Origin of the sequence: Paenibacillus thiaminolyticus (genome assembly GCF_007066085.1) — a bacterium.
GTDB lineage: Bacteria > Bacillota > Bacilli > Paenibacillales > Paenibacillaceae > Paenibacillus_B > Paenibacillus_B thiaminolyticus.
On the sequence record NZ_CP041405.1, the window covers coordinates 5,203,321 to 5,228,165 of the forward strand.

Annotated in this window: 19 protein-coding genes; 16 read left to right on the forward strand and 3 right to left on the reverse strand. The window is 56.4% G+C overall.

Annotation, left to right across the window (positions count from 1 at the left end; translation table 11 throughout):
• Positions 1-105: 105 nt before the first annotated feature.
• From FLT43_RS23125 to FLT43_RS23135, 3 genes are all read left to right on the forward strand, one after another.
• Complete coding sequence (locus FLT43_RS23125; protein WP_087440863.1) at positions 106-414, forward strand: hypothetical protein; 309 nt, start codon at positions 106-108, stop codon at positions 412-414.
• Between the two features lie 139 nt (positions 415-553).
• A complete protein-coding gene (cyoE, locus tag FLT43_RS23130) occupies positions 554-1,486 on the forward strand; it encodes a heme o synthase (RefSeq protein WP_087440862.1) in 933 nt (310 codons plus the stop codon).
• A gap of 50 nt (positions 1,487-1,536) precedes the next feature.
• Positions 1,537-2,151 (forward strand): SCO family protein, encoded by a 615-nt coding sequence (locus FLT43_RS23135; RefSeq protein ID WP_087440861.1) that lies wholly within the window; start codon positions 1,537-1,539, stop codon positions 2,149-2,151.
• Positions 2,152-2,210: 59 nt separating this feature from the next.
• Here FLT43_RS23135 and FLT43_RS23140 read toward each other — a convergent pair whose 3' ends face one another.
• The 3 genes from FLT43_RS23140 to FLT43_RS23150 form a co-directional block, all read right to left on the reverse strand.
• Positions 2,211-2,561, reverse strand: a complete 351-nt coding sequence (locus FLT43_RS23140; protein WP_087440860.1) for a toprim domain-containing protein — start codon at positions 2,559-2,561, stop codon at positions 2,211-2,213.
• A gap of 157 nt (positions 2,562-2,718) precedes the next feature.
• Positions 2,719-2,835 carry a sporulation protein YjcZ gene (locus FLT43_RS30910; RefSeq protein ID WP_115057766.1) on the reverse strand — a complete coding sequence of 39 codons (117 nt, stop codon included), beginning with the start codon at positions 2,833-2,835 and terminating at the stop codon, positions 2,719-2,721.
• A 165-nt stretch (positions 2,836-3,000) separates the two neighbouring features.
• On the reverse strand, positions 3,001-4,179 hold the full coding sequence (locus tag FLT43_RS23150; RefSeq protein ID WP_087440859.1) for an MFS transporter: 1,179 nt from the start codon (positions 4,177-4,179) through the stop codon (positions 3,001-3,003).
• Positions 4,180-4,328: 149 nt separating this feature from the next.
• Between FLT43_RS23150 and FLT43_RS23155 the strand changes: the two genes are divergently transcribed.
• From FLT43_RS23155 to FLT43_RS23215, 13 genes are all read left to right on the forward strand, one after another.
• Positions 4,329-4,769 carry an ATPase gene (locus FLT43_RS23155; RefSeq protein WP_087440858.1) on the forward strand — a complete coding sequence of 147 codons (441 nt, stop codon included), beginning with the start codon at positions 4,329-4,331 and terminating at the stop codon, positions 4,767-4,769.
• On the forward strand, positions 4,766-5,932 hold the full coding sequence (locus FLT43_RS23160; RefSeq protein ID WP_087440857.1) for a transglutaminase domain-containing protein: 1,167 nt from the start codon (positions 4,766-4,768) through the stop codon (positions 5,930-5,932). The genes FLT43_RS23155 and FLT43_RS23160 overlap by 4 nt, the downstream gene beginning before the upstream one ends.
• Positions 5,933-6,020: 88 nt before the next feature.
• Positions 6,021-8,129: a peptidoglycan D,D-transpeptidase FtsI family protein gene (locus tag FLT43_RS23165; protein ID WP_087440856.1), complete on the forward strand. Its 2,109-nt coding sequence runs from the start codon at positions 6,021-6,023 to the stop codon at positions 8,127-8,129.
• 183 nt (positions 8,130-8,312) lie between these two features.
• Positions 8,313-10,412 carry a peptidoglycan D,D-transpeptidase FtsI family protein gene (locus tag FLT43_RS23170; RefSeq protein WP_087440855.1) on the forward strand — a complete coding sequence of 700 codons (2,100 nt, stop codon included), beginning with the start codon at positions 8,313-8,315 and terminating at the stop codon, positions 10,410-10,412.
• A gap of 354 nt (positions 10,413-10,766) precedes the next feature.
• Entirely contained in the window at positions 10,767-10,955 is a 189-nt protein-coding gene (locus FLT43_RS23175) for a hypothetical protein (RefSeq protein ID WP_087440853.1), read from the forward strand.
• Positions 10,956-11,130: 175 nt separating this feature from the next.
• Entirely contained in the window at positions 11,131-11,868 is a 738-nt protein-coding gene (locus tag FLT43_RS23180; RefSeq protein ID WP_087440852.1) for a Cof-type HAD-IIB family hydrolase, read from the forward strand.
• Between the two features lie 23 nt (positions 11,869-11,891).
• Positions 11,892-12,377, forward strand: coding sequence for a DUF456 domain-containing protein (locus FLT43_RS23185; RefSeq protein WP_087440851.1), 486 nt, complete (start codon positions 11,892-11,894; stop codon positions 12,375-12,377).
• 56 nt (positions 12,378-12,433) lie between these two features.
• Positions 12,434-14,068 carry a putative polysaccharide biosynthesis protein gene (locus FLT43_RS23190; protein ID WP_087440850.1) on the forward strand — a complete coding sequence of 545 codons (1,635 nt, stop codon included), beginning with the start codon at positions 12,434-12,436 and terminating at the stop codon, positions 14,066-14,068.
• A gap of 1,020 nt (positions 14,069-15,088) precedes the next feature.
• The gene (locus tag FLT43_RS23195; protein WP_087440849.1) at positions 15,089-17,065 is read left to right on the forward strand and encodes a methyl-accepting chemotaxis protein; all 1,977 of its coding nucleotides are present in this window, start codon (positions 15,089-15,091) and stop codon (positions 17,063-17,065) included.
• A gap of 176 nt (positions 17,066-17,241) precedes the next feature.
• Positions 17,242-18,423 (forward strand): acetyl-CoA C-acetyltransferase, encoded by a 1,182-nt coding sequence (locus FLT43_RS23200; RefSeq protein WP_087440848.1) that lies wholly within the window; start codon positions 17,242-17,244, stop codon positions 18,421-18,423.
• A complete protein-coding gene (locus FLT43_RS23205; RefSeq protein WP_087440847.1) occupies positions 18,392-19,948 on the forward strand; it encodes a class I adenylate-forming enzyme family protein in 1,557 nt (518 codons plus the stop codon). The genes FLT43_RS23200 and FLT43_RS23205 overlap by 32 nt, the downstream gene beginning before the upstream one ends.
• Positions 19,949-20,042: 94 nt before the next feature.
• Positions 20,043-23,432, forward strand: a complete 3,390-nt coding sequence (locus tag FLT43_RS23210) for an AfsR/SARP family transcriptional regulator (RefSeq protein ID WP_087440846.1) — start codon at positions 20,043-20,045, stop codon at positions 23,430-23,432.
• Positions 23,433-23,541: 109 nt separating this feature from the next.
• The gene (locus FLT43_RS23215) at positions 23,542-24,843 is read left to right on the forward strand and encodes a substrate-binding domain-containing protein (protein ID WP_164776172.1); all 1,302 of its coding nucleotides are present in this window, start codon (positions 23,542-23,544) and stop codon (positions 24,841-24,843) included.
• The last annotated feature ends 2 nt before the right edge of the window (positions 24,844-24,845 follow it).

The window sequence follows — 24,845 nt, forward strand, 5'->3', positions numbered from 1 at the left end:
GGAGAGGCAAAAACTCCAGCTTGAAATAATAGGGAGAAGCTGCACGCAAATCCACGCAAGCACGCAAAAGAGTATCTTTCAAATAAGAAAGGATGAGAAACAAGCATGAAGCAGATGGATCGAATTATATTTGTGGAATACCGCATCCTGCCGGAGGCAAGAGATACCTACTTGACCGTGATCAAACGCCAACTGAAGCATCGGCCTGACGTCGTGCTGTATGAAGGAACCGACCAGCCGAACATCTTTGTCGAGCAATGGCTCGGAACGACCGCGGATGACTATGCCTCCCTGAAGAAGCTCCGCAGAGAAGGGATGGACGGCTGGGATGAGGTAACCGCATGCATTGCCGGGGGCGTGGACAAATTGCATATATGGGAGTTCCAGCGTTCTCCGATCGTGCCAGAGGAATAACTGGCTTAAGACGGTGTCAAATTGATGAACGATTCCTCGAAACATTGTCATTGTTCGGATTTATTTGCTATGATAAAAATTACAGCAGAAAGAAAAAGATTCTGCTTTTCTCTGAACACAACAAGGAGGAACGGGTCGCGTGGATAAACAAATGACTTATCGGGGGCCTTCCGATTCCGTTACATTAACGCCAGGGCCGATACGGGTCGGATTATGGAAAGAGTTTATTCAATTAACGAAGCCGGGCATTATCCGCTCGAACCTGATGGCGGCGTTTGCCGGCTTTTGGGTAGCGGCCAAGTGGGACATTCCTTGGCTTACCTTGCTGTGGATGCTGGTCGGAACGACGCTGGTCCTCGCATCCTCATGCGTATTCAACAATTATTTTGATCGGGATTTCGATATGAAGATGGAGCGGACGAAGAAGCGTGCGCTGCCGGAAGGACGATTGAAGCCGAACACCGTGCTTGGCTATGCTATCATCCTGGGCGCAGCCGGTCTGGCTGTGCTGTTCGGCCTCGTGAATGTATTATCCGGAGTCGTGGGCATCGCCGGCATGTTCTTCTATGTTGTCATATATACGCTGTGGCTCAAGCGCACCTCCACCTGGAGCACGTCTGTCGGCGGTATTTCCGGAGCGATGCCTCCTGTCATCGGCTATGTTGCCGTCACCGGCCAGATTGATATGGGAGCGGTATTGCTGTTCGCTTTGCTGTTCCTGTGGCAGCCGCCGCATTTCTGGGCGCTCGGTATCCGGCGCGTGGAAGAGTACCGTGCTGCCGGCTATCCGCTTCTGCCCGTCGTTAAGGGCATTACCCGCACGAAATGGCAGATGATTCCTTACGTCGTCTTGCTGCTGCCGGTATCATGGTTGTTCTATTCGTACGGTTATACTGGCATTATTTACGGCATCCTCGGCACCATCATCAATGCGATCTGGCTGTTCATCTGCATTGCCGGCTTCCGCGCGAAGGACACAGAAGCTTGGGCGAAGAAGAACTTCATTTGGTCCATTAACGTCCTGATGCTGAATATGCTGGTCATGATTTTGGACACGATGGGGAAAGTGTAAGGACGAATTTTGCAGGTTATAGCATGGGAAGCTAGGGGGAGGAACGGAGCATGTCGTGGGCGAAGAAGTATTCTTTTCAGATTTTCCTTGGGGCGCTGGTCGCAGTCTTTGCGATTGTGGTGGCCATTCTGTACTGGCCGCGGGAACCGGACATTCCGATGACCGATAAGAAGGCGCCGGATTTCAACATGCAAAATGTGGACGGCAGCACGGTGACGCTGGCGGATACGAACGGTAAGGTCCGCTTGTTCTATTTCTATTTCACCAACTGTCCGGATGTCTGCCCGCCAACGACATACCGCTTGTCTGAAGTACAGAAGCTGCTTCAGGAAAAGGGGATGTTCGGCACCGACGCGAGCATCGTCTCGATTTCATTCGATCCGGAACGCGATACGTTGGAGGAGATTAAGACATGGTCGGAGAAATACAACGCCGATTATAGCGGCTGGTACTTCCTGCGGGGCAAGGAAGAGGATGTCGCGAAGATGATGCCGGAGCTCGGATCCAGCGTCTTCAAGGACGAGGACGGGAATTTCACGCATCTGAACGTCATCACCCTGGTCGATCAGGACGGCAATATTCGCAAGTACTATAACGCGAATGATTTGGAGACGGCTTCCCCTGAAAATATCGCCAAAGATGTAGCGCGTCTCGTAAAAGCGTAACTATATATGGGAGCTCACAGCCGTCTGTCTTGTTGAGGCGCTGCTGTGAACCGCCTGATTCACAGAGGCGGGGCCGGATCCGGATATGTAATATATTCGACCAGCCCCGCCTTTTCGAGCTGCTGAATCAAGTACTCATCCGGCGTTCCTTCGACGCCCGCATAACCGCGGCGCGTGTAAATATGTTCAGCTTCGGGGAACGTATCACGCAATATGCCGCGTATCCGCTTGCCTGATGCGTCATTATCCAGGAACAAATAGACGTCCTTGTCATGCGCTTCCTTGCGCAGCTGCTCGGTCCGGAGCGTATTCAAGGTGCCGAACGTACACAAGATGCCTACTTCCTCGCTAAGAAGCCGCCGCAGCCGGCTGCGGTCGTTCTTCCCTTCCACGATGATGATAATATCCATAAGTGCCACCCCCTGCGGTATCCATTATCACAATGTTTCTGTACCGATAGTGTACCACAATCCAGACAGCCGCCTGCAAGGGCTTCTCGGGCGAACACAAAGAGGCTTGCCGGGATTGGCAAGCCGCATGAGGAGAGAGGGTAACAAGAAATAACGGTTAGTAGAGTGGCGCCCGCAAAATAATGACGAGCAAGATGTAAAGGACGAGGATGGTTCCGGTCGATGTTCCGAATCCGGGACCGCAGACAGGAGCCGGCTTCGCAACCGGGGCCACAGCCGCAGGACCAGGTCCGCAAGGATGGTAACAGTGGCTCATCTCGTTTCACCTCGCTTTCCCGTCGGGTCATTTGTTACAATGCTATACTATGTCGGCGCCTGCCCTGGGGCATGTGCATCTACCCAGATCCGCCCGAATGGGCTGATGGAGCAATAGGCAGCATTAGACCCGCGTTGTCGTGCGCGCGGCGGGGAGAAGAGAAGGCGGCAAAAAAGCTTGCTTCGCCGGCAGCAGCGTGACCGCAATCATAAGGACGACAAATGCGATAAAATAAGGCGAAATCGTATCTCTAATCTGCCCCGCGATCATCGGGCCGAGGAAGGAGCCGATGGAAGAGGCGATCGCCAGGATCGAAAATATCCGGCCAAAACGGGTTCCTCCGCTTAATAAAATCAAATGAGAGGTCATCGCGGGCAAAATGATTCCCTTGGTCATTCCGATCAGGAACAGCGTCGCCAGCAGTGGCACCGGCCAATGGATAGCCATTCCGAAAAAGAGCAGCGCCAACGCGAATGCGCCCATCCACGTCCTCGTATACGGTTGATAATGGTTCAGGAACAGCAGGCTCAACGTGAACAATGCGCCCAGGCTGACGGCGGAGAACAGGATGCCGGCCCGCATAATCGATTCGAGCGCGTCCGCCATCAGCGGAAGCTCGAAGAACAGGATACCCTGGGACAGCGAAATGGCAAGCGGCATGAAATAAAAGCGCCATGGGACAGGCACAGCTTCCGGCTCCTTATGCGGCTGTGAAGGAATCCCCTCTGCTTGTGGCGTCATAGTAACGGCATTCTGGTCGGTATCCCGGATGAAGAACCAGGCCATCACCCCGACGATGAGCAGCATGATGCCAAGCGCCTGGAAAGCCATGCCGAACCCGATCTTGGCGACGAGATACGCGCCGGCGGCCGGAGAGACAACCGAGGCGAGCGTATGAATGAGGCCGTTGCCTGCCATCAGCTTCCCTTGATGCACATGATCCCGGGCCATGCGTGCGAGCAGGGACAAGCAGGCCGGTGAGAGGAAGGCGAGCACGAATCCGCTAATGGAGCGCAGCACGAGCAGCTCCCAAGGATTGACGACATGGGCCTGCAAAATCATGATTATCCCAGCGCCGATCAGACTGAACACAATAAAAATCCGGCTACCGAATCGGTCGATTCCGTAACCGGCCAGCAGGTTGCCTGGCAGATGGGTGAAGGAGTACATACCCATCATCAATCCGATGAAGGAGGGCGCCGCACCTATTGAGATGGCAAACGGGGTTAGGATCGGGTATTGTGCGTGCAAATCAAAGAAAGCAACGAACAAGAACAAATAGAGCCACAGCACTGAGCGCAAAGTTCAGTCACCTCCAAATCGCTATGCTATACTTGTACGTTGGAAGGGACGAACTTAGTACCCCAAGATGCAATATGCTGCTCAAGGCGGGCGATTGCCATAAATAATGGGAATGATGCTATAATACGTGGTGGAAAGGTGGTTGTCAGGTGAATCAGATGGACATGTGGTTTGAATTTATTAAGCAGAACTGGCTCATTTTCCTCATCGCGCTCATCGTCTTATTCGTTATTGTCAGCTTCGTGAAGACGATGGTCAAATGGGCGCTTGTGTTGGTGATTATTGCCGCGGTCGCCGTGTACAGCGGGATTACATGGGATAATGTCAATCAGGTGGTCACGAATGTGAAGGATGAGACGGTGCAGAAGCTGAAGGAGCAGGCCACCCAGGCGATGCTCGATGAAGCGAAAAAAGCGACGTATACGGTCGAGAAGGACGGAACGTACACCATCAAGACGCCGAGTCTGGTGCTGACAGGGAAGTCGGACAGCGCCAAGGTGAACGTATCGTTCAGCGGCGTGCCGCTCGGGGAATGGGATATCAACGACACGCTGCGCCAATTCATTGACAAGGCGAAGCAGAAGCAATGAACGGGCAAATACTGACAGACGGGAATGTGGTGACGATATTGCTTGGCGTCATCCTGCTTCTCTCGGTGCTGCTAGGGGTGAGGAGAGGGGCTTCCGGCTCCGCTCGTCACCTTTTGTCATTTGTGTTGGATACCGCGGCCGTTGTGGTCTCTGCGCTGGCTTCCTATTGGATAGCGATGACGCTGTCTCCGCTTGTGCAGCGCCAGATGGTTGAATGGAGCATTGCGATTCCGGCGCGGGAGCTGTCGTGGTGGGAGCAGGTCGGCTATACGCTGCTAACCGGGATCCGCGACTTCCCGCTGCTTCGCTTCGCTGTGCTGTTCGCGTTGATATATATGATTACCCGCTGGATAGCCGGCTGGGCGCTGAACGCTCTGGTGCCGGCATTCGGCCGGGAACGGGCTTATCTTCCGCCGGGAACGGCGGCGGCCGGACCGTTGAAGACGCTGGGGAATTGGCTCGCCGGCGCGGTGCTGGGCGGCATCATCGGCATGGCGCGGGCGCTGCTCGTCATTCTCGTGCTGTTCGCTTATGTGACGTGGCAGCCGGATACGAAGGCGAGCGCGGTCATCCGCGATTCGGAGGCATACCGGCTGGCCGCCCAGAAGTTGATCGAACCGGTCGCCGGCGACTTTATCTCGTCCCAATGGCCAGTATTTACTTCCCAGGTCGCCGAAGAGCTTACATCGCTCATGCAGCGCAAATATGAAGTCGTCGATTCCCATATTCCGGACGACATCGAACAGGCTGCCGCGGACATTACAGCCGGCGCACACTCGGATGAAGAGAAGGCGCGCAAGCTGTACGATTGGATTGGAAGCCGCGTTCAATATGACTGGGACAAGGCGAAGCAGTATGAGACGAAGCGGGTGTGGAAAGAGCAGAGTCCGCAGGATACGTTCGCATCCAAGCAGGGCGTCTGCATCGATTACGCCCGTCTCTATGCGGTCATGGCCCGGTCAGTAGATGTGAAGGTCAAAGTAGTGACCGGTCTCGGGTATAACGGTCAGGGCGGGTATGGCCCCCATGCCTGGAACGAGGTCTGGCTATCGGAAGAACAGCGCTGGATTCCGCTCGATGCGACCTGGGCTAGCTCTGGTGATTGGTTCAATCCGCCGGATTTCGCCAAGACGCATGTGCCGGACAAGATAGCGGGGAGTTAATCCATGATTTAGGCCTTTGAAGGGGAATTCCTATCTATGCTAAAATGGTTGTGAACCAAGTTACAGCGGGAGAAAGGTTGATAGAGCAGTGAATCACCCTCATCATGATCCGGAAAAACGTGAAGTCATCAACCGGCGTAATTTTTCGCATCGGCTGAATTTATTCTTTTTTGTTACATTTGCCGTGTTTTCCGTACTAATCGTCCGGTTAGCGATATTGCAGTTCGTGGAAGGCCCGAGCCTGAAGGAGAAGGAAGCGCAGCTCGGTTATAAGGAGACGCCAATCCCTCCGCTTCGGGGCTCGATCTATGATGCGTCCGGAGAACAGGTCGCGTATTCGACCTCGACCCAGTCCTTATATTTTAATATCGAGAAAAATTACGGGGATCCGAAGAAGGCGGAACTGACCGACGTACAGAAGAAAAATCGGGAAGAGGCGAAGCTCTTGGCCCAGCGGCTGGCCGACGTGTTCATGGAGTACGGCGATCCCGAAGACAAGCCGCTGACCGCCGACGCCATCTACAACGATCTGATGGATCTGTCGGCGCGCGTCAATTTTACGTACACGCCGCGCATTATCAAGACCGGGCTGACCCAGAAGGAAGTGGCTTACTTCCTGGAGCATAAGCCGGAGTTCCCGGGCATTGATATCGTCGAGGACAGCGTGCGCCACTACGATCCGATGGCGGTGCAGACGGTCGGGTATTTGAAGAAGTTCAAGGGTGTGCGCGACAATCCGGGGTATTATAACGATATTTATAATAATCGCGCCACGACGCCGTCCGAGAAGCAATATCTCGACTACGAGGATGTCGGCTTCGATGGCATCGAGCTGATGTACCAAGAAGAGCTGCGGGGATTGAACGGGGTCAAGAAGTTCCCTGTCAATGTGGCGAACCGCATCATCGGGCCAATGGAGCTGACGAAGCCGCAGCGCGGCGACGATATCCATCTGACGATTCATCGCCATGTCCAAAAGGCGACCGAGGACGCGATCATGCAGACACTGGAGCGGATCAGGAACTCTTCGAACCGCTCGGAGCGGGCGCCGTATGCACGTACCGGCTATGCTGTCGCGATGGAGGTGGACACTGGGAATATCATTGCGATGGCGAGTATGCCGGACTACGATCCGAACGTGTGGCGGAACGGCTCGATCACTCCCGAGGATTATGAACAATACCAATATTATTTGATGAACGGAACGATTCGCGACGTCCCGGCTCCTTATGAAGATGACAAAGAGCGGATGAAGCATCCGGGCTCGGTTGTCTATCTCGGCTCGACGATGAAGCCGCTGTCCGTACTAATCGGCCTCCAGGAGAAGCTGTTCTCTCTCGGGGAGACCTATTACGACGGCGGTTACGCCCAGTTCGGCCGCGTCGGCCACGAGACGAAGGTGTGGAACTCGGGCAATGTCGGCTTCGGACGAATCGGAGCTTCGCGAGCATTGGAAGTGTCCTCTAACGCCTTCATGGTCGACATGATCGGGAAGCGTCTTTATTCGATGCCGACCGTCAACGGGCGCAATGGGCTGAGTGTATGGGACGAGTATATGGACGCCTTCGGGCTTGGCGTGCCGACCGGAAGCGGCCTGCCGCGCGAGCAGGCGGGAGCCAAGGATTATTTGCTCGAGGCCGAGCGCAATAACGCGCAATCCGCGCTCGTCTATGCCTCCTTCGGCCAGCAGGGGAAATATACGACCTTGCAGCTTGCCCAATTTGCCGCCACGCTGGCGAACCGGGGCACGCGCATCAAGCCGCAGTTAGTGAGCAAGATTACCGATGGCAACGGCCAAGTCGTGAAGAACTTCGGCCGCGAAGAGCTGAACAAGACGAAGATCGACGATGCCTACTGGAATGTCATCGAGGACGGCATGCTGAAGGTTAACGTCCACGGCTTCGACGGCTTCCCGTACTCGTTCTACCGCAAGACGGGTACGTCGCAGATGGACGTATCCGGAGGACGGGTGGACAACGCGGTGTTCATCGCTTATGCGCCGGCGGATAAACCGAAGCTTGCCGTCGCCGTCGTCGTGCCGGAGGGCGGCTTCGGGTCGTACGGTGCCGCGCCGATTGCGCGGGCGATGTTCGACGCGTATGATGAGGTGTACGGCTTGACCGGCACGCCGAAGAAGAAGCCGGATGAGCAAAAGGATGAACAGGCGGATACGTCCGCCGGGCAGGGTACGGAATAATACCATAGTCACGATATAGACGCTGATGTGTTCGCATAAGCGGTTTACCCTATGGGGGGAACGCTGCGAACGGTCAGCGTCTTTTGATGTTCCTTCGGTTTCAGTGTTTTGGCATCAAGTGCCAAATATGTGGTAAAATAATGTATCAAAATAAATTCATGGGCAGAAAGGATGATCGGACCAGTGATTCATCCCCATGATGATCCGGAGAAGCGGGAACTGGTGAACCGCCGCAAATTTTCATTCCGCTTGAATATTTTCTTTTTTATGACGTTTGCCATTTTCAGCGTGCTTATCGTCCGGTTGGCGATCCTGCAGTTCGTAGAAGGCCCGGGCTTGAAGAAGCAGGAATACGAGCTCAGCTATAAGGCAGCTCCGATCGCACCGCTTCGCGGAACGATTTTTGACGCGTCGGGGCAATCGATCGCGTATTCCACATCGACACAGTCGTTGTACTTCAATATTGAGAAAAACTATGGCGATCCGTCCAGCGGGAAGCTGACAGAGGCGCAGCAGGAGAACCGGGCAGAGGCTTATGCATTGGCGAAGCGTCTGGCCGAGACGTTCCGGCAGTACGGCCAACCGGAGGAAAAGCCGTTGACGGCCAACCGCATTTACCATGCGCTGATGGATTTGTCCTCCCGGGTCAATTATTCGTACACGCCCCGCATTATCAAGACTGGCTTGACCCGGCAGGAGGTGGCATACTTTCTCGAGCATAGGCCGGAGTTCCCAGGCATCGATATTGTGGAGGACAGCGTGCGCAATTATAACCCGATGGCGGTGCAGACGGTCGGTTATCTGAAGAAGTTCAAGGGCGTGCGCGCGGAGCCGGGCTTCTATCAAGACCTGTTCGACAACCGGAACAAGCTGCCGCAGGAGAAGCTGTACCTGGATTATGAGGATGTCGGCTTCGACGGCATCGAACGGATGTATCAGGAAGAGCTTCGGGGGCTGAACGGAGTGAAGAAGTTCCCCGTCAATGTGGCCAACCGCGTCATCGGTCCGATGGAAGTGACGAAGCCACAGCGCGGCAATAACATTCATCTGACAATTCACCGGGATATTCAAAAAGCGACGGAAGAGGCGATTATGCGGACATTGGAGAAAATCCGCAATTCGAGCAACCGCTCGGAACGGGCACCGAACGCCCACACCGGCTTCGCGGTAGCGATGGAAGTCGAGACAGGCCATGTCGTGTCCATCGCCAGTATGCCGGATTATAATCCGGATGTATGGAAGAACGGCTCGATCAGTCCCGAGAATTATAAAAAATATCAATATTATTTGCTGAACGGAGCCATCCGGGATGTGCCGGCTCCCTATGAGGACAATAACGAACGCATGAAGCATCCCGGCTCGGTCGTCTATCTGGGATCGACGATGAAGCCGTTGACCGTTTTGATCGGCCTGCAGGAGAAGCTGTTCTCGCCCGGCGAGACCTATTCCGACTACGGGTATGCCGAGATCGGGCGCGCCGGATCAGTCCGGCGGATATGGAACTCGGGCAATGCCTCCTTCGGTCCCATCAGGGCATCGAGGGCCCTGCAAGTGTCGTCGAACTCATTCATGATCGACATGATCGGCAAGCGGCTCTATAGCCTGCCGACGGTCAATGGCAGGAATGGCCTCACGATCTGGGATGAGTACATGGAGGGGTTCGGTCTCGGCGTGCTGACGGGGAGCGGACTGCCGCTTGAGCAGCCGGGGAGGAAGGATTACCTCATTGACGCCGAGCAGAACAGCGCGCAATCCGCGCTTGCCGGAGCGTCCTTCGGACAGATGGGGAAATATACGACACTCCAGCTGGCCCAGTACGCCGCGACGCTGGCGAACCGCGGCGAGCGGATTAAGCCGCAGCTCGTCAGCAAGATTACCGATAGGAACGGACAGGTGATCCGGACCTTCGGCCGTGAAGTGCTGAATCGGACGAAGATTGAGGATGAATACTGGCGCATCGTCGAGGATGGCATGTCCAAAGTGACTGCGCATGGCTTTGACGGCTTCCCGTATCCTTATTACCGGAAGACGGGCACCTCGCAGCAGCAAGGGGTGAATGGGGAAATGCTCGATAATGCGGTGTTCATCGCTTATGCGCCGCAGGATAAGCCGAAGCTCGCCGTAGCGGTCGTCGTTCCGGAAGGAGGATTCGGGGCCTACGGAGCCGCTCCGATCGGGCGGGCTATCTTCGATGCCTATGACGAGGTATACGGCCTGACAGGGAAGCCGAAGAAGAAGGCGAAGGCGCCAGCGGACAGCTCCGGCGGCCGGGATGCGGAATAACGGCAGGGCGGGAAGCGAAGATACGGATCGTTCGCTTAAGGTGACAGCCAACGAGGGCGAGCCCCAAGCGAACGTTCCGCTGGGAAAAGGATGGTCATCTTGCGGCTTATCGGATTGGGAGACCGTGTTACGGCAGGTGTTTTTTTGCGGCCGTCAAACCAGCAAGACCGGGCGTGCGGGATAACCGTCATGTGAGTCACCTGCCAGGGGTGGTCCGCATACGATATCTCAACGCCCTTGCTTTTTTGCAACCTAAAAGTTGCCCCTATCCAATAGAGTTGGTCTCGTTAAAAATGGGCGAGTCCGGAAGGAACATCAGCTTGCATATGTGCGAATAAAGGAGTGTTGGCAGCGATGAAGCCAAAGCAGTCGAAATGGAATTCAGCGTTAAAACGGTTCATTATGACCGTCCTGTTCCTGAGCGTCGTCATCGGATTGTCCGCCTGCACCGGATTCGAAGCTTATTTATACAGTCCGAGTGCAGTCACGGCCGCGTTGGTTCCGGTTGCGAAGGCATCTGGCAGCGATGCCGAAGGACGATAGGAGGCCTCGGCAGGGGGAGACTATAGAGCAGGGAAGCCCGTAAGTGCAGCTTCCATGATAGCGAAAGACGGCTGCACGCTGAAGATCCAGGCAGGAAGTCTTTGTTGCTGATGCTGTGTTATGGTACAATGTCGTTATGTGTTTTGGCGTGTTTTTTTGAGGAGTGAATACGAACATGACTAAATATCGATTGTTAGCTCTTGATATGGACGGCACGCTGCTGACTGACGATCATCGCATCAGCAAGAAGACGGCAGAGGCGATTCGGGACGCGCGCGAAGCGGGCATCACGGTCATCCTGTCCACAGGGCGCGCGTTCCCTAATGCGGTGCCATACGCGGAGGAATTGGGGCTGGATTCCCCAATGGTGACTGTTAACGGCAGCGAAGTATGGAAGAAGCCGCACCAGATTTATATCCGCCATCTGTTGGATCGCGAAGCGGTGAAGCGTATGGTGGCCTTGTCGGAGTCGCATGACACTTGGTTCTGGGCCTATTCGACGAAGCGGCTCTATAACCGGGAAAATTGGAATGCCGACATCGACAGCGAGGACTGGCTGAAGTTCGGTTATTTCAATGAGGACAAGGATGTACTCGGCTCGCTTTGGAAGGAGCTGCGCGTCATGGGAGGTCTCGAGCTGTCGAATTCCTCTCCAGACAATATCGAAATCAATCCATCCGGAATTCATAAAGCATCCGGTCTGCAGATCGTATGCGATCTGATCGGCTGCACGATGTCCGAGGCCGTCTCCATCGGCGACAGCCTGAATGATCTGGCCGCCATCCAGGCGTCCGGACTCGGGATTGCCATGGGGAATGCCCAGGATGATGTGAAGCGGGCGGCGGATGCCGTCGTGCGCTCCAATAATGAGGACGGGGTAGCCCAAGCGATTTGGGAGTATGTCCTGAAGTAAGTCTGAACGAGGAGGGCCCTGTTATGACCTTCTTAGGCTGGTTATGTGTACTCGTATTATTCGCGGTCGGGATGGCCGGCGCGATTTACCCTATTTTGCCGGGCGCGCTCGCCATTTATGCCGCATTCTTCGTGTACGGGCTGTTTTTTGGATTCGAGTCCTTCGGGTTCTGGTTCTGGTCGATACAGACACTGATTGTGGTCATGCTCTTCGTCGCTGATTATGTCGTCAATGCATGGGGTGTCAAGCGCTATGGCGGTTCGAAAGCCTCGGTAATCGGCAGCACGATCGGCATTATTATCGGCCCTTTTCTCATTCCGGCGTTCGGTCTTGTCCTTGGACCGTTCCTCGGCGCTTTTCTAGGCGAGATTTTTACGGGAGCGGATGTGGAAAAGGCGATGAAATCGTCCTGGGGAGCGGTCGTCGGGCTGTTCTCCAGCATAGCCGTAAAAATTGTTCTTCAGATCGTGATGATCGTCCTGTTCTTCACATGGGTGCTCATGTTCTAATTGAAACGGTGCATAGCAGCACCCGGTGAAGACGGCATAAGAAAGAAGGGAAACGTTTGGCAAAGGAATCATTTATAAAAGGAACGATCATCATTGCCGCCGCAACGCTGGTGGCGCGCGTTCTCGGCCTGGTTCAGCGCGTGCCGCTTGAGCATATGCTCGGATCGGTGGGCAATGCCTCCTTCGCCGCCTCGCAGACGGTCTATTTGCTGATTCTGGCGGTCGCGACGGCAGGCATCCCCAGCACGTTGAGCAAAATGGTATCAGAGCGCTATGCGCTGAACCGGGTGCGAGAAGCGGAGCGCGTCTATTATGCAGCGCTGCTGTTCGGTCTCGGCTCGGGCCTGATCGTGACGATATTGCTGTTCCTGTTCGCGCCAATATATGCCAATATGATTCAGCTTCCGGAAGCCGCGCTGGCGATCCGGGCGCTCGCGCCTGCCTTGCTCCTGTTCCCGGTCATCGCCATGATGCGGGGATATACACAGGGCCGCAATATGATGCAGGCGAGCGGGATGTCCCAGATTGTGGAGCAGATTTTACGGGTCATCACGGCGATTGGGTTGGCCTTCATTCTCATGCAGTCGGGAGCGTCGCAGGAATGGACGGCTGCCGCCGCTTCGTTCGGAGGCGTGTTGGGAAGCATCGGGGCGTTCGCCGTGATGATTCATTATTTGCGCAAGCTGAGGGAGGCGGATCGGGAGGCCGGGATCCGTGCCCGTCGATCCGGGGCCAAGAAGGTGCCTTTAAGCGATATTTTCAAGTCGATATTCGCCATGTCGGTGCCGATTGTCCTATCATCACTGGCTGTGCCAGCCGTGAACTTCATTGATACGTCGATTACGATTCCACTCTTGTCCCCGGATGTGGGACAAGCCCAGGCGGCTCATCTGTACGCGATTCTTGGACAGCGGGCACAGTCGATTGCCGGGATTCCTCCGATTTTGGCGATTGCCCTCAGCACCTCGCTGATCCCGATTATCTCTGCGGCCTATGCGAAGAAGGACATGAATCATCTGAAGCGGCAGACCTCGCTCGCGATGCGGATTTCCGTCCTGAGCGGCATGCCGATTGTGCTGGCTCTCTCCGTCGGCGCATTTTCGGTCAACGGCTTCCTGTTCAGCTCGCTGGACGGATCGGAAATTATTGCGATGCTGACGATCGGAACGATATTCCAAATAACGATGATGACGTCCAGCTCGATTCTTATCGGGTTGGGCAAGCCGTATATCGCCATGATTAGCGTAACGCTCGGCATTCTGATCAAGCTGCTGTCGAGCTTCCTGCTCGCAAATTACTTCGGCATTTACGGCATTATCGCAGGGACGATGATCAGCTTCCTCATTATCACATGGCTGAACCTGCGGGTCATGAAGAAGGTCGTCCCGTTCGATGTTCTTGGCAACCGCTGGATAGGCTTCCTGTTGACAAGCGTGCTGGCCGGCGGCATCGGCTTCGGCGTCGAGAAATTGGGAGAGCAACTGGTCGTCATCCTGCCGGCCAAGCTTGTCTATATGCTCACCGCCGGAATCGTGGCGTTGGTTGTTGTAGCGTTGTTCGTCGTGGGCCTCGTCGCGTTCCGCGTCGTGCGCCAGGATGAACTGGGAAGCTACCCGCGCTTAGTTCAGAAGGCGCTGCGCCCATTAATGCGCCTGCAGGGCGGAGCGGCACGTGGGCGGGCGCGGCGTTAGACGGTAGCCCCACATTCGTGCTTTTGAGAACGTAACCTGCAAAGCCTTGATAATGGCCTAGTCCCTTTGGAAAAAGAGGGGCTGGGCCATTTTTTATTGTAATAGACGGCCTCACCGGGATGCGATGTCCCCTATGGTCAGAAGCGCCGTGAACTATTGTGCGTGGCCTCTTATGCGTATTATCCCCATGAGTCAAGGATGGCGTGAACTAGTGTCTGCGTTCTCTTATGCGTATTATCCCCAAGGGTCAGGAACGCCGTAAACTTGTGTGTGTGGTCTCTTATGCGTATTATCCCCATGAGTCAGGGATGGCGTGAACTAGTATGTGCAGTCTCTTATGCGTATTATCCCCATGAGTCAGGGATGCTGTGAACTAGTATGTGCGCGGTCTCTTAAATGTATTATCCCCATGAGTCAGGGATGGCGTGCACTAGTGTCTGCGTTCTCTTATTCGTATTATCCCCAAGGGTCAGGAACGCCGTAAACTAGTGTGTGCGGTCTCTTATGCGTCTTATCCCCCTAAGTCAGGAATACCGTGAACTAGTGTACGCGGTCTCTTAAATGTATTATCCCCTTAGTTCAGATACGCGAAATTGTACCCAGACTCTTGTGTGCAGCCTCCCCATTACTCACATCAATTTCCTTCCTGACTAGAGGGGAGAGTGTCTATAGGGATGCGGGATCTGAGTAGATGGGATAGTGTCTGTCAGGGTGCTGGGAGGCTGGACCTGAGCAGAGGGAGAGTGGTGCTGGGAGGCTGGACCTGAGCAGAAGAGAGAGTGTCTGTAAGGATGCCAGGAGGCTGGATCTGAGCAGAAGGGAGAGTGCTTCTAAGGATGCGAGGCGCATGAACCTGAACGAATGGGAGAGTGCACCAAAGATACCAAAGGGAGTATAATTTCGTTTGGCTACCTTTAATTACCTTTTGATTTTTTTTCTGAAAAGTATAAAAAAGTATAGCGAAAATGTCCGATATACGTACAGTGTTGAATTTAAAACGGACAAAGAGGAGATTTTACAGTGAAATACGGTAAAAATTGGGCGCGGTCGATTCGGCATTCCATGCAAAAAAAGATGATTCTGCTGCTCACCTGCTTTATCATCGTTCCAACGATTATTCTTATTGTCGTGTTGACTATTACGGCATCGAACAACACGAAGAATATGATGTATGACCAGGTCAATGAAGCGACGAATTCGATCTCGCGGCTGCTGAATCAATCGTACGAGACGAACGCTCATATGATAGGCAGCTTGGTCAACGGGATTAGCGAATACCCGCAGGATATCGAGCGAATCAAGCACCGGGTGACGGATCTGGCGGGAGACGTCAACACGATTTTAAATGCCTATGTGGTGCTGGGAGACAAGTATCTCGACAGCAACGGCAGCAAGCTGAGCATTGATGATGCCGCTCAACGCGAATGGTATCAGTTGGCTTTGCAGCGTCCGAGCGAGGTCATCGTCTCGAAGCCTTATCAGGATATCATTACGGGAAAACTGATTTTGACGTTCTCGCATTCGCTGCCTAACGGAGCCGGTGTCGCCGGAATCGATGTCTCGATTGATAATATCAAGCAATCGGTAAGCCAATTCAAAGTTGGAAACAGCGGATATATCAGCCTCATTGACAAAGACAATCATATCTTGTTCCACCCGGAATATGAGCCAGGGACTCAAGTGGATAAGGAGCAGTATAGTGAGCTGCTGACGGACGAATATGGCGAGTTCCTGTCCAGCGCGGACGGCCGGAACGAGTTCATCAGCTTCGACAAGCGGAACAAGTTCGGCATCAATATCGTCTCGGTACTTAGCGTTGGCGAGATCAATCAGCAAGCGAATCAGATCGTCGTTATCGCTTCCGTGTTCCTCGTCGTGCTTATCGGGCTTATTGGACTTTTTCTATGGAGATTTGTCAATAATATCATCCGCCCTGTTGTTCGGATTCAGCAAGTGACGGAGCGGATCGCCACCGGCGATTTCTCGGTTCGCATTCCAACAAGCGAACGGACAGATGAAATCGGCCGTCTGGAGAAAAACTTCAATGCCATGTCGCAGGCATTATCCGAGATTATGATGCAAATCCGCGAAGTATCCGAATCGGTGGCGGCTTCGGCCGAAGAGCTGTCCGCGAATTCCGAGGAGAATCTCAGCTCCTTGCAAGAAGTATCGGCATCTTACCAGCAAGTGTCGGCGCAGTCGGCCCAACTGAATGAGCGCTTGAATACCGCAACGTCCCAAGCGCATCAGTCTGCGGCACATCTTAAGCGCGTCGTCGAGCTGGTCGGAAATTCTTCCCATGCGGCGCATGAGATGAGCGAATGGGCCGTGAATGGGGAAAAGGCGCTCGAAAATGTGCGGAAGCAGATGGAAGCCATCACGCGGAACACGGAACAGGCCAAGGCGGAGACCGAACAGTTGAATCAGCAATCGCATGATATTCACCGCATCGTTATCTTTATTCAAGAGGTAGCTGCCCAGACGGAGCTGCTTGCGCTTAATGCGTCGATTGAAGCGGCGCGGGCTGGCGAACACGGGCGCGGCTTCGCCGTCGTCGCGGGCGAGGTCCGCAAGCTGGCGGAGGAGACGAAGGAAGCGGCCGGCAAGATTACGGGCGTCGTGCAGCAAATGAGAGAGCGCTCCGACTCGGTATGGGCCACCATGCAGGACGGAGTCGAGACGGTAGCCGAGGGACAAGCGTTGACGCAGACGGTGACGGACAGATTCTCGGATATGTTCCAAGCAATCGATGAAATGAATATTCAATTAAGCCATGTGGCTGATTTGGGCGCCCAGCTTGCGTCTTCCAATGGCGAGATGATTGAGTCGTTCGATGCCGCAAGCGAGATGACCAATGTGACCTTAGTGGAAATGGAGACCGTAGCGGCAGCAAGTGAGCAGCAAAATGCGGCGATGCAGGAGATGGCGTCGTATGCGAATCACTTGGCGAGCATTGCCGATGATTTGCAGCAGTTGTCCGCACGCTTCAAATCCTGAATATAGACAGAGCGTTAGTATGAGAGCGTTCGAGCCGAAAGCGGCCGGCGCTCTTTTTGTTGCCGCCATAATTGAAGTTCGCCTAGAAAGGATACAGCCAACGACCGATGCAACCGATTTGCAACCCTTTTCCTGTTAACTGGAGGCGACTCTAGACTGAACAAGAGGTGGACGACTTGAACGAGGTGTTCATTGCGAGTGCGGTGCGTACTCCGATTGGAGGGTTGCAGGGCGGCTTCCAGGATACGCCGGCCACAGAACTGGGGGCCGTTGTCATGAAGGAGGCTTGCCAACGTGCGGGAGTAGCCAGTGAGCGGGTAGACCATGTGTATATGGGGCAGGTGCTGCAAGGCGGTATTGGAATGAATGGAGCGAGGCAGGCATCGTTGCAAGCGGGAATTCCGGATCGGGTTCCGGCGACGAGCGTAAATCTCGTATGCGGATCGGGCCTGCAGGCGGTAATGTTGGGGGCCCAATGTATCCGTTCGGGAGATGCAGACGTAATCGTGGCTGGCGGCATGGAAAATATGTCGCAGTCTCCTTACATGCTGAAGAAGGCGCGTCAGGGCTACCGGTTCGGGCATGGGGAGCTTGTTGACTCGGTGCTGCATGACGGGCTCACGTGCGCGATTACCGGTCAGCCGATGGGATGGACGGCGGAACGTCTTGCCGAGCGCTATGGACTGGCGCGCGAGCAGCAGGATGCCTTCGCGCTGCAGAGCCAGCAGCGGGCGCAAGCGGCGATGCAGGATGGACGGTTCCAAGAGGAGACCGTCGCGGTATCCGTTGCGGACCGCAAGGGTAGTGCGCGCCTGATCGCGGCGGATGAGCACCCCCGCTCAGGGCTGACAATGGAGGCGCTCGTCAGGCTGAGTCCGGCGTTCATCACGCAAGGCACGGTGACGGCAGGCAATTCGTCCGGCATCAACGACGGCGCGGCGGCCGTCGTATTGTGCGGCCGGAAGGCAGCCGATACGCATGGCATCGTCCCGGTCGCAGCCATTCGCGGATATGCCGCCGTCGGGCTTGAGCCGGAGTGGATGGGGCTTGGCCCGGTTCCTGCCCTGAGGCAGGCTATCGGCCGGGCAGGCTTGCGGCTGCAGGACATCGGCCTGTTCGAGATCAATGAGGCGTTCGCCGCGCAGGCGCTGGCCGTGATGAGCGAGCTGGAGCTTGATCCCGAACGGGTAAATGTGAATGGCGGGGCCATTGCGCTCGGCCATCCGATCGGCGCGAGCGGCGCGCGTGTGCTGGTCACCTTGATTCATGAGATGGAGCGCAGGCACATTCGATATGGTGCGGCAGCTCTATGCGTAGGAGGCGGTCATGGTGTCGCTGTTGTTGTCGAACGGAGCTGAGCCGGAACGGAGGGATCAGGCGATGCATGACAGCGCGCTTCGATGGTTCGAGAACCGGTGCCGGCATACTCCGGATCGGATTGCCACGGTAGATTGGCATAGAGGGATCCGCCTGACTTACCGGACTCTGCATCGCCGCGCGGAGCGGCTGGCTGCGGCCTTGCAGTCGTCGGGTATCGGTCATGGCGATCGGGTGGCCGTCCTGCTGCACAATCAGACGGAGATGCTGGAGGCGGTGCTCGGCTGCGGCATGATCGGGGCGATTGCGGTGCCGCTGAATTGGCGGCTGTCCGTGGCGGAGCTTCACGGGATTATGCTGGACTGCGAACCGAAGCTGATGGTGTATGACGGCGACGATCCGGAGATGGCGCGGCTGGTTGCGGGGCTACCGCTTGCGGACAGCGCGCAGCTGTCTGTCGCGGCATTGGAGTCCAGCATGGAAGGCGCGGCGGTGAAGCGGCATCATCCGGCGTATGGCGATGCCTGGATGATGATCTATACCGGCGGCACGACCGGGAAGCCGAAGGGGGTGGTGCTGACGCATGGATCCGTGTATTGGAATGCGGTCAACACCGTTGTCAGCTGGCAATTGACGGCTGACGACGTGACGCCGACGGTATTGCCGATGTTCCATACGGGCGGACTGAATGCGCTCACGATGCCGGTGCTGATGGCCGGGGGAACGGTCGTCGTGGTGCGAGCGTTTCAGTGCGAGGACATGGTCCGCCTGTTGAACGAAGAGCGATGCACTATCGCGCTCATGGTGCCGACGATGTACCATATGCTGGTCCATTCCGGCGCGTTCGCACAGGCGGAATTCCCGGCGATGCGGGCGTTCCTGTCGGGAGGAGCGCCATGCCCGCTATCGGTATATCAAGCCTTCCAAGCGAAAGGGCTTCCGTTCAAGGAAGGGTACGGAGCGACCGAATCGGGGCCGAACAACTTCGTCATTGATCCGGCGATTGCGGCGCACAAGCCCGGCTCCGTGGGCCTTCCGATGATGTTCAGCGAGGCGAAGCTTATACCGCTGCCAGGAGGCACTGGAAGTGTGGGGCCGAATCAGGTCGGAGAACTCGCGCTCCGGGGCGGGCATCTGTTCTCGCATTATTGGAATAACCCGGAGGCGACTTCCGAAGCCTTGCAGGAAGGCTGGTTCGTGACGGGGGACCTGGCTTCGCAGGACAAGGACGGCTATTATTATATCGTCGGGCGCAAAAAAGACATGATCATTACCGGCGGGGAGAACGTATATCCGCTGGAGGTGGAGCATACGCTGGAGAGCTGCCCGGGCGTCAAGGAGGCGGCGGTCGTCGGGCTGGCGGACGAGAAATGGGGGGAGGTCGTGGCTGCGGTGGTCGCGGTTGACGGGAGCGCTTCGGTGACGCAGGCCGGCCTTGCTGCCTTTTGCTCGGCGCGCATCGGCAAATACAAGGTGCCGAAGCGGTTCCTGCTCGTGCGGGAGCTGCCGACAACGGCCGTAGGCAAATTGGATAAGAAGCGAATGAAGGAATGGTTCGGCGGTTGACGCAAGTCGGCCGCTTTTTTTGCGAAAAACGAGATTAGCTATCGAATCAATTATGCTACAATATACAGGAGAATATGGGAAAGAGAGGTTCGTCATGAAGGAAGGACGCGTGCTTAAAATGAAGCTGATGCCGCCTCCCTTGAAAAAGCAGCTGCTTCACCGTCCACGAATCGCGAAGCGGCTGTCCCGCATCCCGGACTTTCCCCTTACGGTGTTGACATCGGGCCCGGGCTTCGGCAAGACGACAGCGCTCTCCGCATTTCTTCGATCCTCTGATTTGACGTATGCATGGTACGGCGTATCTCCCCAAGACAATGACTTCATTCCTTTTGTATCTCATATCGTCTATACGCTCAGGCAGGCGGTACCCGGATTCGGAGAGACGATGCTTGGCGACTTGAAAGGCGGAAGCCGGAGGGGCAGCGAGGACATTTATGCGTTGGCGGATTTGTTTTTGAATGAATTGACTGCGCTTCCGCAGCAGACGCTGCTCATCATCGACGACTATCACCTCGTGGAAGCGACGGACAGCATTGAACAGTGGATGCAGTATGTGCTTGTCTATCTGCCCGATTGCGACAAGCTGCGAATCGTCATCTCCTCCCGTTCGCGGCCCCAATGGGACAGCCTGGCTTCGATGCGCATTCACGGCCATTTGCTTGAACTCGCCAGAGAAGACCTTGCTTTTAATGAAGAAGAAATTGACGTTCTGTTCAGCGATTACTATGATCACCCGTTGACATCAAGCGAAGTCCGGCGGGTGCACGAGCAGACGGAAGGGTGGGTCATTGCGGTTCAGCTTATTTGGCAGCGCTTACTTGCGTCGAACGGAACGATTGCCGAAGCGCTTGACGCGCCCCGGGAAACGATGGAGGATCTGTTTCAATATTTGGCATTGGAGCTGTTCCAGAAGCAGCCGCCGTCCATGCGTACCTTCATGCTGGAGACGAGCATTTTCGACGAGCTGACCGGGGAATGGTGCGATGCGGTATGCGCAAGGCACGGATCTCATGCCTTGCTGTTACAGCTATGCGGCACGGGTATGCTGTCGGCGGTCGATGAACGGCAATTCCGCTATCATACGTTGTTCCGCGAATTCCTGACGGAACAGCTCGGACGGCAGCCGGAGCGGCGCGAGTCTTTGTTGAGGCAGGCGGTGCATGTATTTGCCGCCCGCAAGCGATATGACCTGGCGATAACGCAAGCGGCCGCCCTGCAGGATACGGAGGAGATGGCGCTCTTGCTGCAGGACGGAGGCGGCGAGCTAATCCGGAATGGACGTCTGGAGCTCGTCTGCGCCGCGCTTACGGGGCTTCCGGAGCGCATTAAGCACCGGCATCCTTACCTGCTTGTACTGCAGGGCGATATTTTCCGCTACCAATGTCAATATGAAGCTTCTGGCGAGCAGTATCGGATGGCCGAGTACGGGGCCGGAAGCGTTGGCAACCGCATGGTGCAGATGCTGGCGCTTGAAGGGCAGTCGCTCTTATATTTGGATACGATTCGCCCAGGATTGGCGGAGCCCTTGCTTGAGCGGGCCATAGCGCTGGCGGAGGCGCTGTTCGGATATTACCCGCCGTTAGCGGAAGAGGCGGAAGCTGGCTTGTCGGCGGAACAGGGGCTGTCCGGGCCAACTGGGAATCGGGCCGACCCGCAAGCTCAAGCCGGGTTGGCCGCGTATCGCTCGGCATGGCACGGACATGCGGGAGGGCGGCAGACGCTGGCGCGGCTGTACGCGATGATGGCCGAAAATATGCTGAACGCGGGCAGAGGGATGGAGGCGCAGATCTGGTATGATCGCGCGATACATGTCGATCGGGGCAGCCGCGATTGGATTTTGGAAGCGAGGCTGTGCCTGCGGACGGGACGGCTGCGCGAAGCGAGGGCGAAGCTGTTGCGGGCCGAGCAGTTGGAGCGAGGGGAAGGAATGCCTTATAACGGCCTCAGCTATCATCCGAAGACATTGTCGCGATCGCATCGGGAGATCGACCTGCTGCTGTCGATGATCGACAGCATGCGCGGCGAGCCGGCTCCGGCCAAGCGGGCGGCGGAGGACGGCATGATGCATGGCATCCGCTTGAAGGCCCCGTTCGTGGAAGCATGCGGCTGGATGCGAATGGGGCATGCCGCACAGCTGATGGGCACCTATGATGCGGGAGTGGCCGCGGATTGCTACCATGAGGCATTGGCCATCATGGAGCGGCTGGAGGTCAAGCGGGGAAGCGCGGAGCCGTATATGGGGCTGTGCCTGCTGTACGGCCGGGCGCGCTCGGCGGAGACGGCGCTTCGGTACGGGCAGACCGCCTGGGACGGAACCCAGAGCGCCAACGATGGCTGGCTGACGGCCCTTATCCGATTAAGCATGGGCATAGCGCTGTTCTATGACGACCGCTGCGCGGAAGCGGAGCAAGTGCTTCGCGAGTGCGGAGAGCGCTTCGTCGCCTGCGGAGATCAGTTCGGGTGCGCTACGGCGGAAATGTGGCAGGCGCTCATCGCCTATCGGCTGGAGCGGGACAGTTGGTTCGCGGTCTCGATGGAACGCTTTTTGACGTTGGCCGAGCAGGAAGGATACGCCTTTCTGTTCACGCGGCGCACGTTGTTCGGCCCAAGCGACACGCAGCAGCTCATCCCGCTGCTCATCGAAGCGGTCCGGCTCGATCTGTGCCGCGCTTATGCCGCTTCGCTGCTCTCGGAGCTTGGCATGGACCGATTGACTTATCATCCCGGTTATACCCTCTATATCGATACGCTGGGCGAGTTCCGTGTTCGCCTCGGCGATGTGGGGCTAGAGGAGAAGGACTGGCAGCGCGGCAAAGCGAAGGAGCTGTTCCAATTGCTTGTGACCCGCCGCCATCGCCCGGTCTCGAAGGAAGAACTGCTCTGCCAGCTGTTCCCCGAGGCGGAAGAGAAAGCGGCGAATCGTGACTTCAAGGTTGCGCTCAACGCCCTGAATACCGCTCTGGAGCCTCATCGCCGCGCCCGATCCGTACCCTATTTCATCCTGCGGCGGGGGCAGGCCTATCAGCTCAATCCGGGTGCGGGCTGGGTGCTGGACGCGGATCGCTTCGAGCAGTCAATGGCACGCGGGCTCGAAGCGGATGATACGGCAGAGGCTGTGTCCCGGCTGGAGGAGGGGCTTCGCTTGTATCAGGGGGATTATATGCCGGATCGGCGTTATGAGGATTGGTGCATCGAAGAAAGGGAGCGGCTGCAGGTGTTGTTCATGCGCGGAGCGGAACGGCTGTCCCGCCATTATATCGCGGCAGAGGCTTACGACAAGGCGGTCCACTGGGCGGAGGAGATGGCGGCGAAGGATCGCTGCTGGGAAGAGGCCTACCGCATCTTGATCGCCTGCCACCTCCGGATGAACAACCGGAACCAGGCGCTCAAATGGTACCGCAAGTGTGCAGCAGCCCTGCAGGATGAGCTTGGCATTGAGCCGATGCCGAGCATTCGGGACCTGATGGCGTCCGTAACCGAATGATGACCGGATTCTAGTGCAACTGATTTGCAACCTAACCCTCTTATGATGAACGGGAATTGAATCGTAAGGGGGTTTTGTCGTGTTCAAGCATCATGCTCCATTTCGGCGCATGCCGCGCATGTTCGTGTTCGCTCTGCTTGCATTCATCCTTCTCGCCGTCTCCGCTTGCGCAAGCGGCGGCGCGGGGCCTGGCAATGGCGGCGCTTCCGGCCAGACGGCTAACGGCGGCGGTTCCGTTGAGGACAAGGGCAAGGAGGGGCCGGCCGAAGGCGTGGAAGGAGCCGGACAACCGCCTATTCGGATTGGCGTGCTCGCTTCGATGACGGGGGCGCTCGAATCGTATGGCAAGCAGAGCACGCGTGGATTCGAGCTGGGCATTGATTATGCGACCGGGGGAACGAGAACCGTGGCCGGCCGCAGCATTGAGTTCATCATTGAAGATACGGAGACGAAGCCCGATGTGGCTGTCAAGAAAGCGACCAAGCTGCTCGAAACCGATAAAGTCGATTTCCTCGTCGGCTCCTCCAGCTCGGGCGACACGCTTGCCGTGCTTCCCCTGGCAGAAGAGTATGAGAAGGTGATGGTCGTCGAGCCGGCGGTTGCCGACAGCATCACTGGGGAGCTATGGAACCGGTATGTGTTCCGCACAGCGCGCAACTCTTCGCAGGATGCGGTGGCCGGCGCGGCGGCGATAGCGAAGCCGGGCGTCAAGATCGCCACATTCGCTCCCGATGGCGCGTTCGGCCGGGACGGCATCGCCGCGTTCATAGAGGCGGCGGAGAAGCTGAGGGCGGTCATCGTGGAGGAGCAGTATGCCGATGCCGCGGCGACCGATTTCACGGCGAACATTCAGAAGATCGTGAGCGCCAAGCCGGATTATTTGTTCATCGTCTGGGCGGGGGCGAACACGCCCTGGAAGCAGCTGCAGGATATGAAGGTACGGGAGCAGGGCATTAAAATATCGACCGGCGCGCCGGATATCGCCGCCCTCAAGACGATGCACGAGCTGGAGGGAATGGAAGGATTCTCGGTGTACTATTACACGCTCCCGGACAATGAGGTCAATCAATGGCTGGTGGAAGAGCATCAGAAGCGGTTCAATAGCGATTTGCCGGATCTGTTCACGCCGGGAGGAATGTCGGCCGCGATCGCGATTGTCGAAGCGCTGAAGAAAACCGGAGGCGAGGCGGATACGGACAAATTGATTGCCGCGATGGAAGGAATGAGCTTCGAGTCGCCCAAGGGCACCATGACGTTCCGGGCCGAAGATCATCAGGCCTTGCAAACCATATATGCGGTTACATTGAAAAAACGGGACGGGCTCGATTATCCGGAGCCGGTGCTGATTCGCGAGCTGTCGCCGGAGGAGACGGCTCCGCCGATACGCAACAAACGGCAGCCGGGGAGGTGAGG

Coding starts and splice junctions, on each gene's coding strand:
- FLT43_RS23125 (WP_087440863.1), top strand. CDS start 106: ATGAAGCAGATGGATCGAATTATATTTGTGGAATACCGCATCCTGCCG.
- FLT43_RS23135 (WP_087440861.1), top strand. CDS start 1,537: ATGTCGTGGGCGAAGAAGTATTCTTTTCAGATTTTCCTTGGGGCGCTG.
- FLT43_RS23140 (WP_087440860.1), bottom strand. CDS start 2,561: ATGGATATTATCATCATCGTGGAAGGGAAGAACGACCGCAGCCGGCTG.
- FLT43_RS23160 (WP_087440857.1), top strand. CDS start 4,766: ATGAACGGGCAAATACTGACAGACGGGAATGTGGTGACGATATTGCTT.
- FLT43_RS23175 (WP_087440853.1), top strand. CDS start 10,767: ATGAAGCCAAAGCAGTCGAAATGGAATTCAGCGTTAAAACGGTTCATT.
- FLT43_RS23180 (WP_087440852.1), top strand. CDS start 11,131: ATGACTAAATATCGATTGTTAGCTCTTGATATGGACGGCACGCTGCTG.
- FLT43_RS23185 (WP_087440851.1), top strand. CDS start 11,892: ATGACCTTCTTAGGCTGGTTATGTGTACTCGTATTATTCGCGGTCGGG.
- FLT43_RS23205 (WP_087440847.1), top strand. CDS start 18,392: ATGGTGTCGCTGTTGTTGTCGAACGGAGCTGAGCCGGAACGGAGGGAT.
- FLT43_RS23210 (WP_087440846.1), top strand. CDS start 20,043: ATGAAGGAAGGACGCGTGCTTAAAATGAAGCTGATGCCGCCTCCCTTG.
- FLT43_RS23215 (WP_164776172.1), top strand. CDS start 23,542: ATGCCGCGCATGTTCGTGTTCGCTCTGCTTGCATTCATCCTTCTCGCC.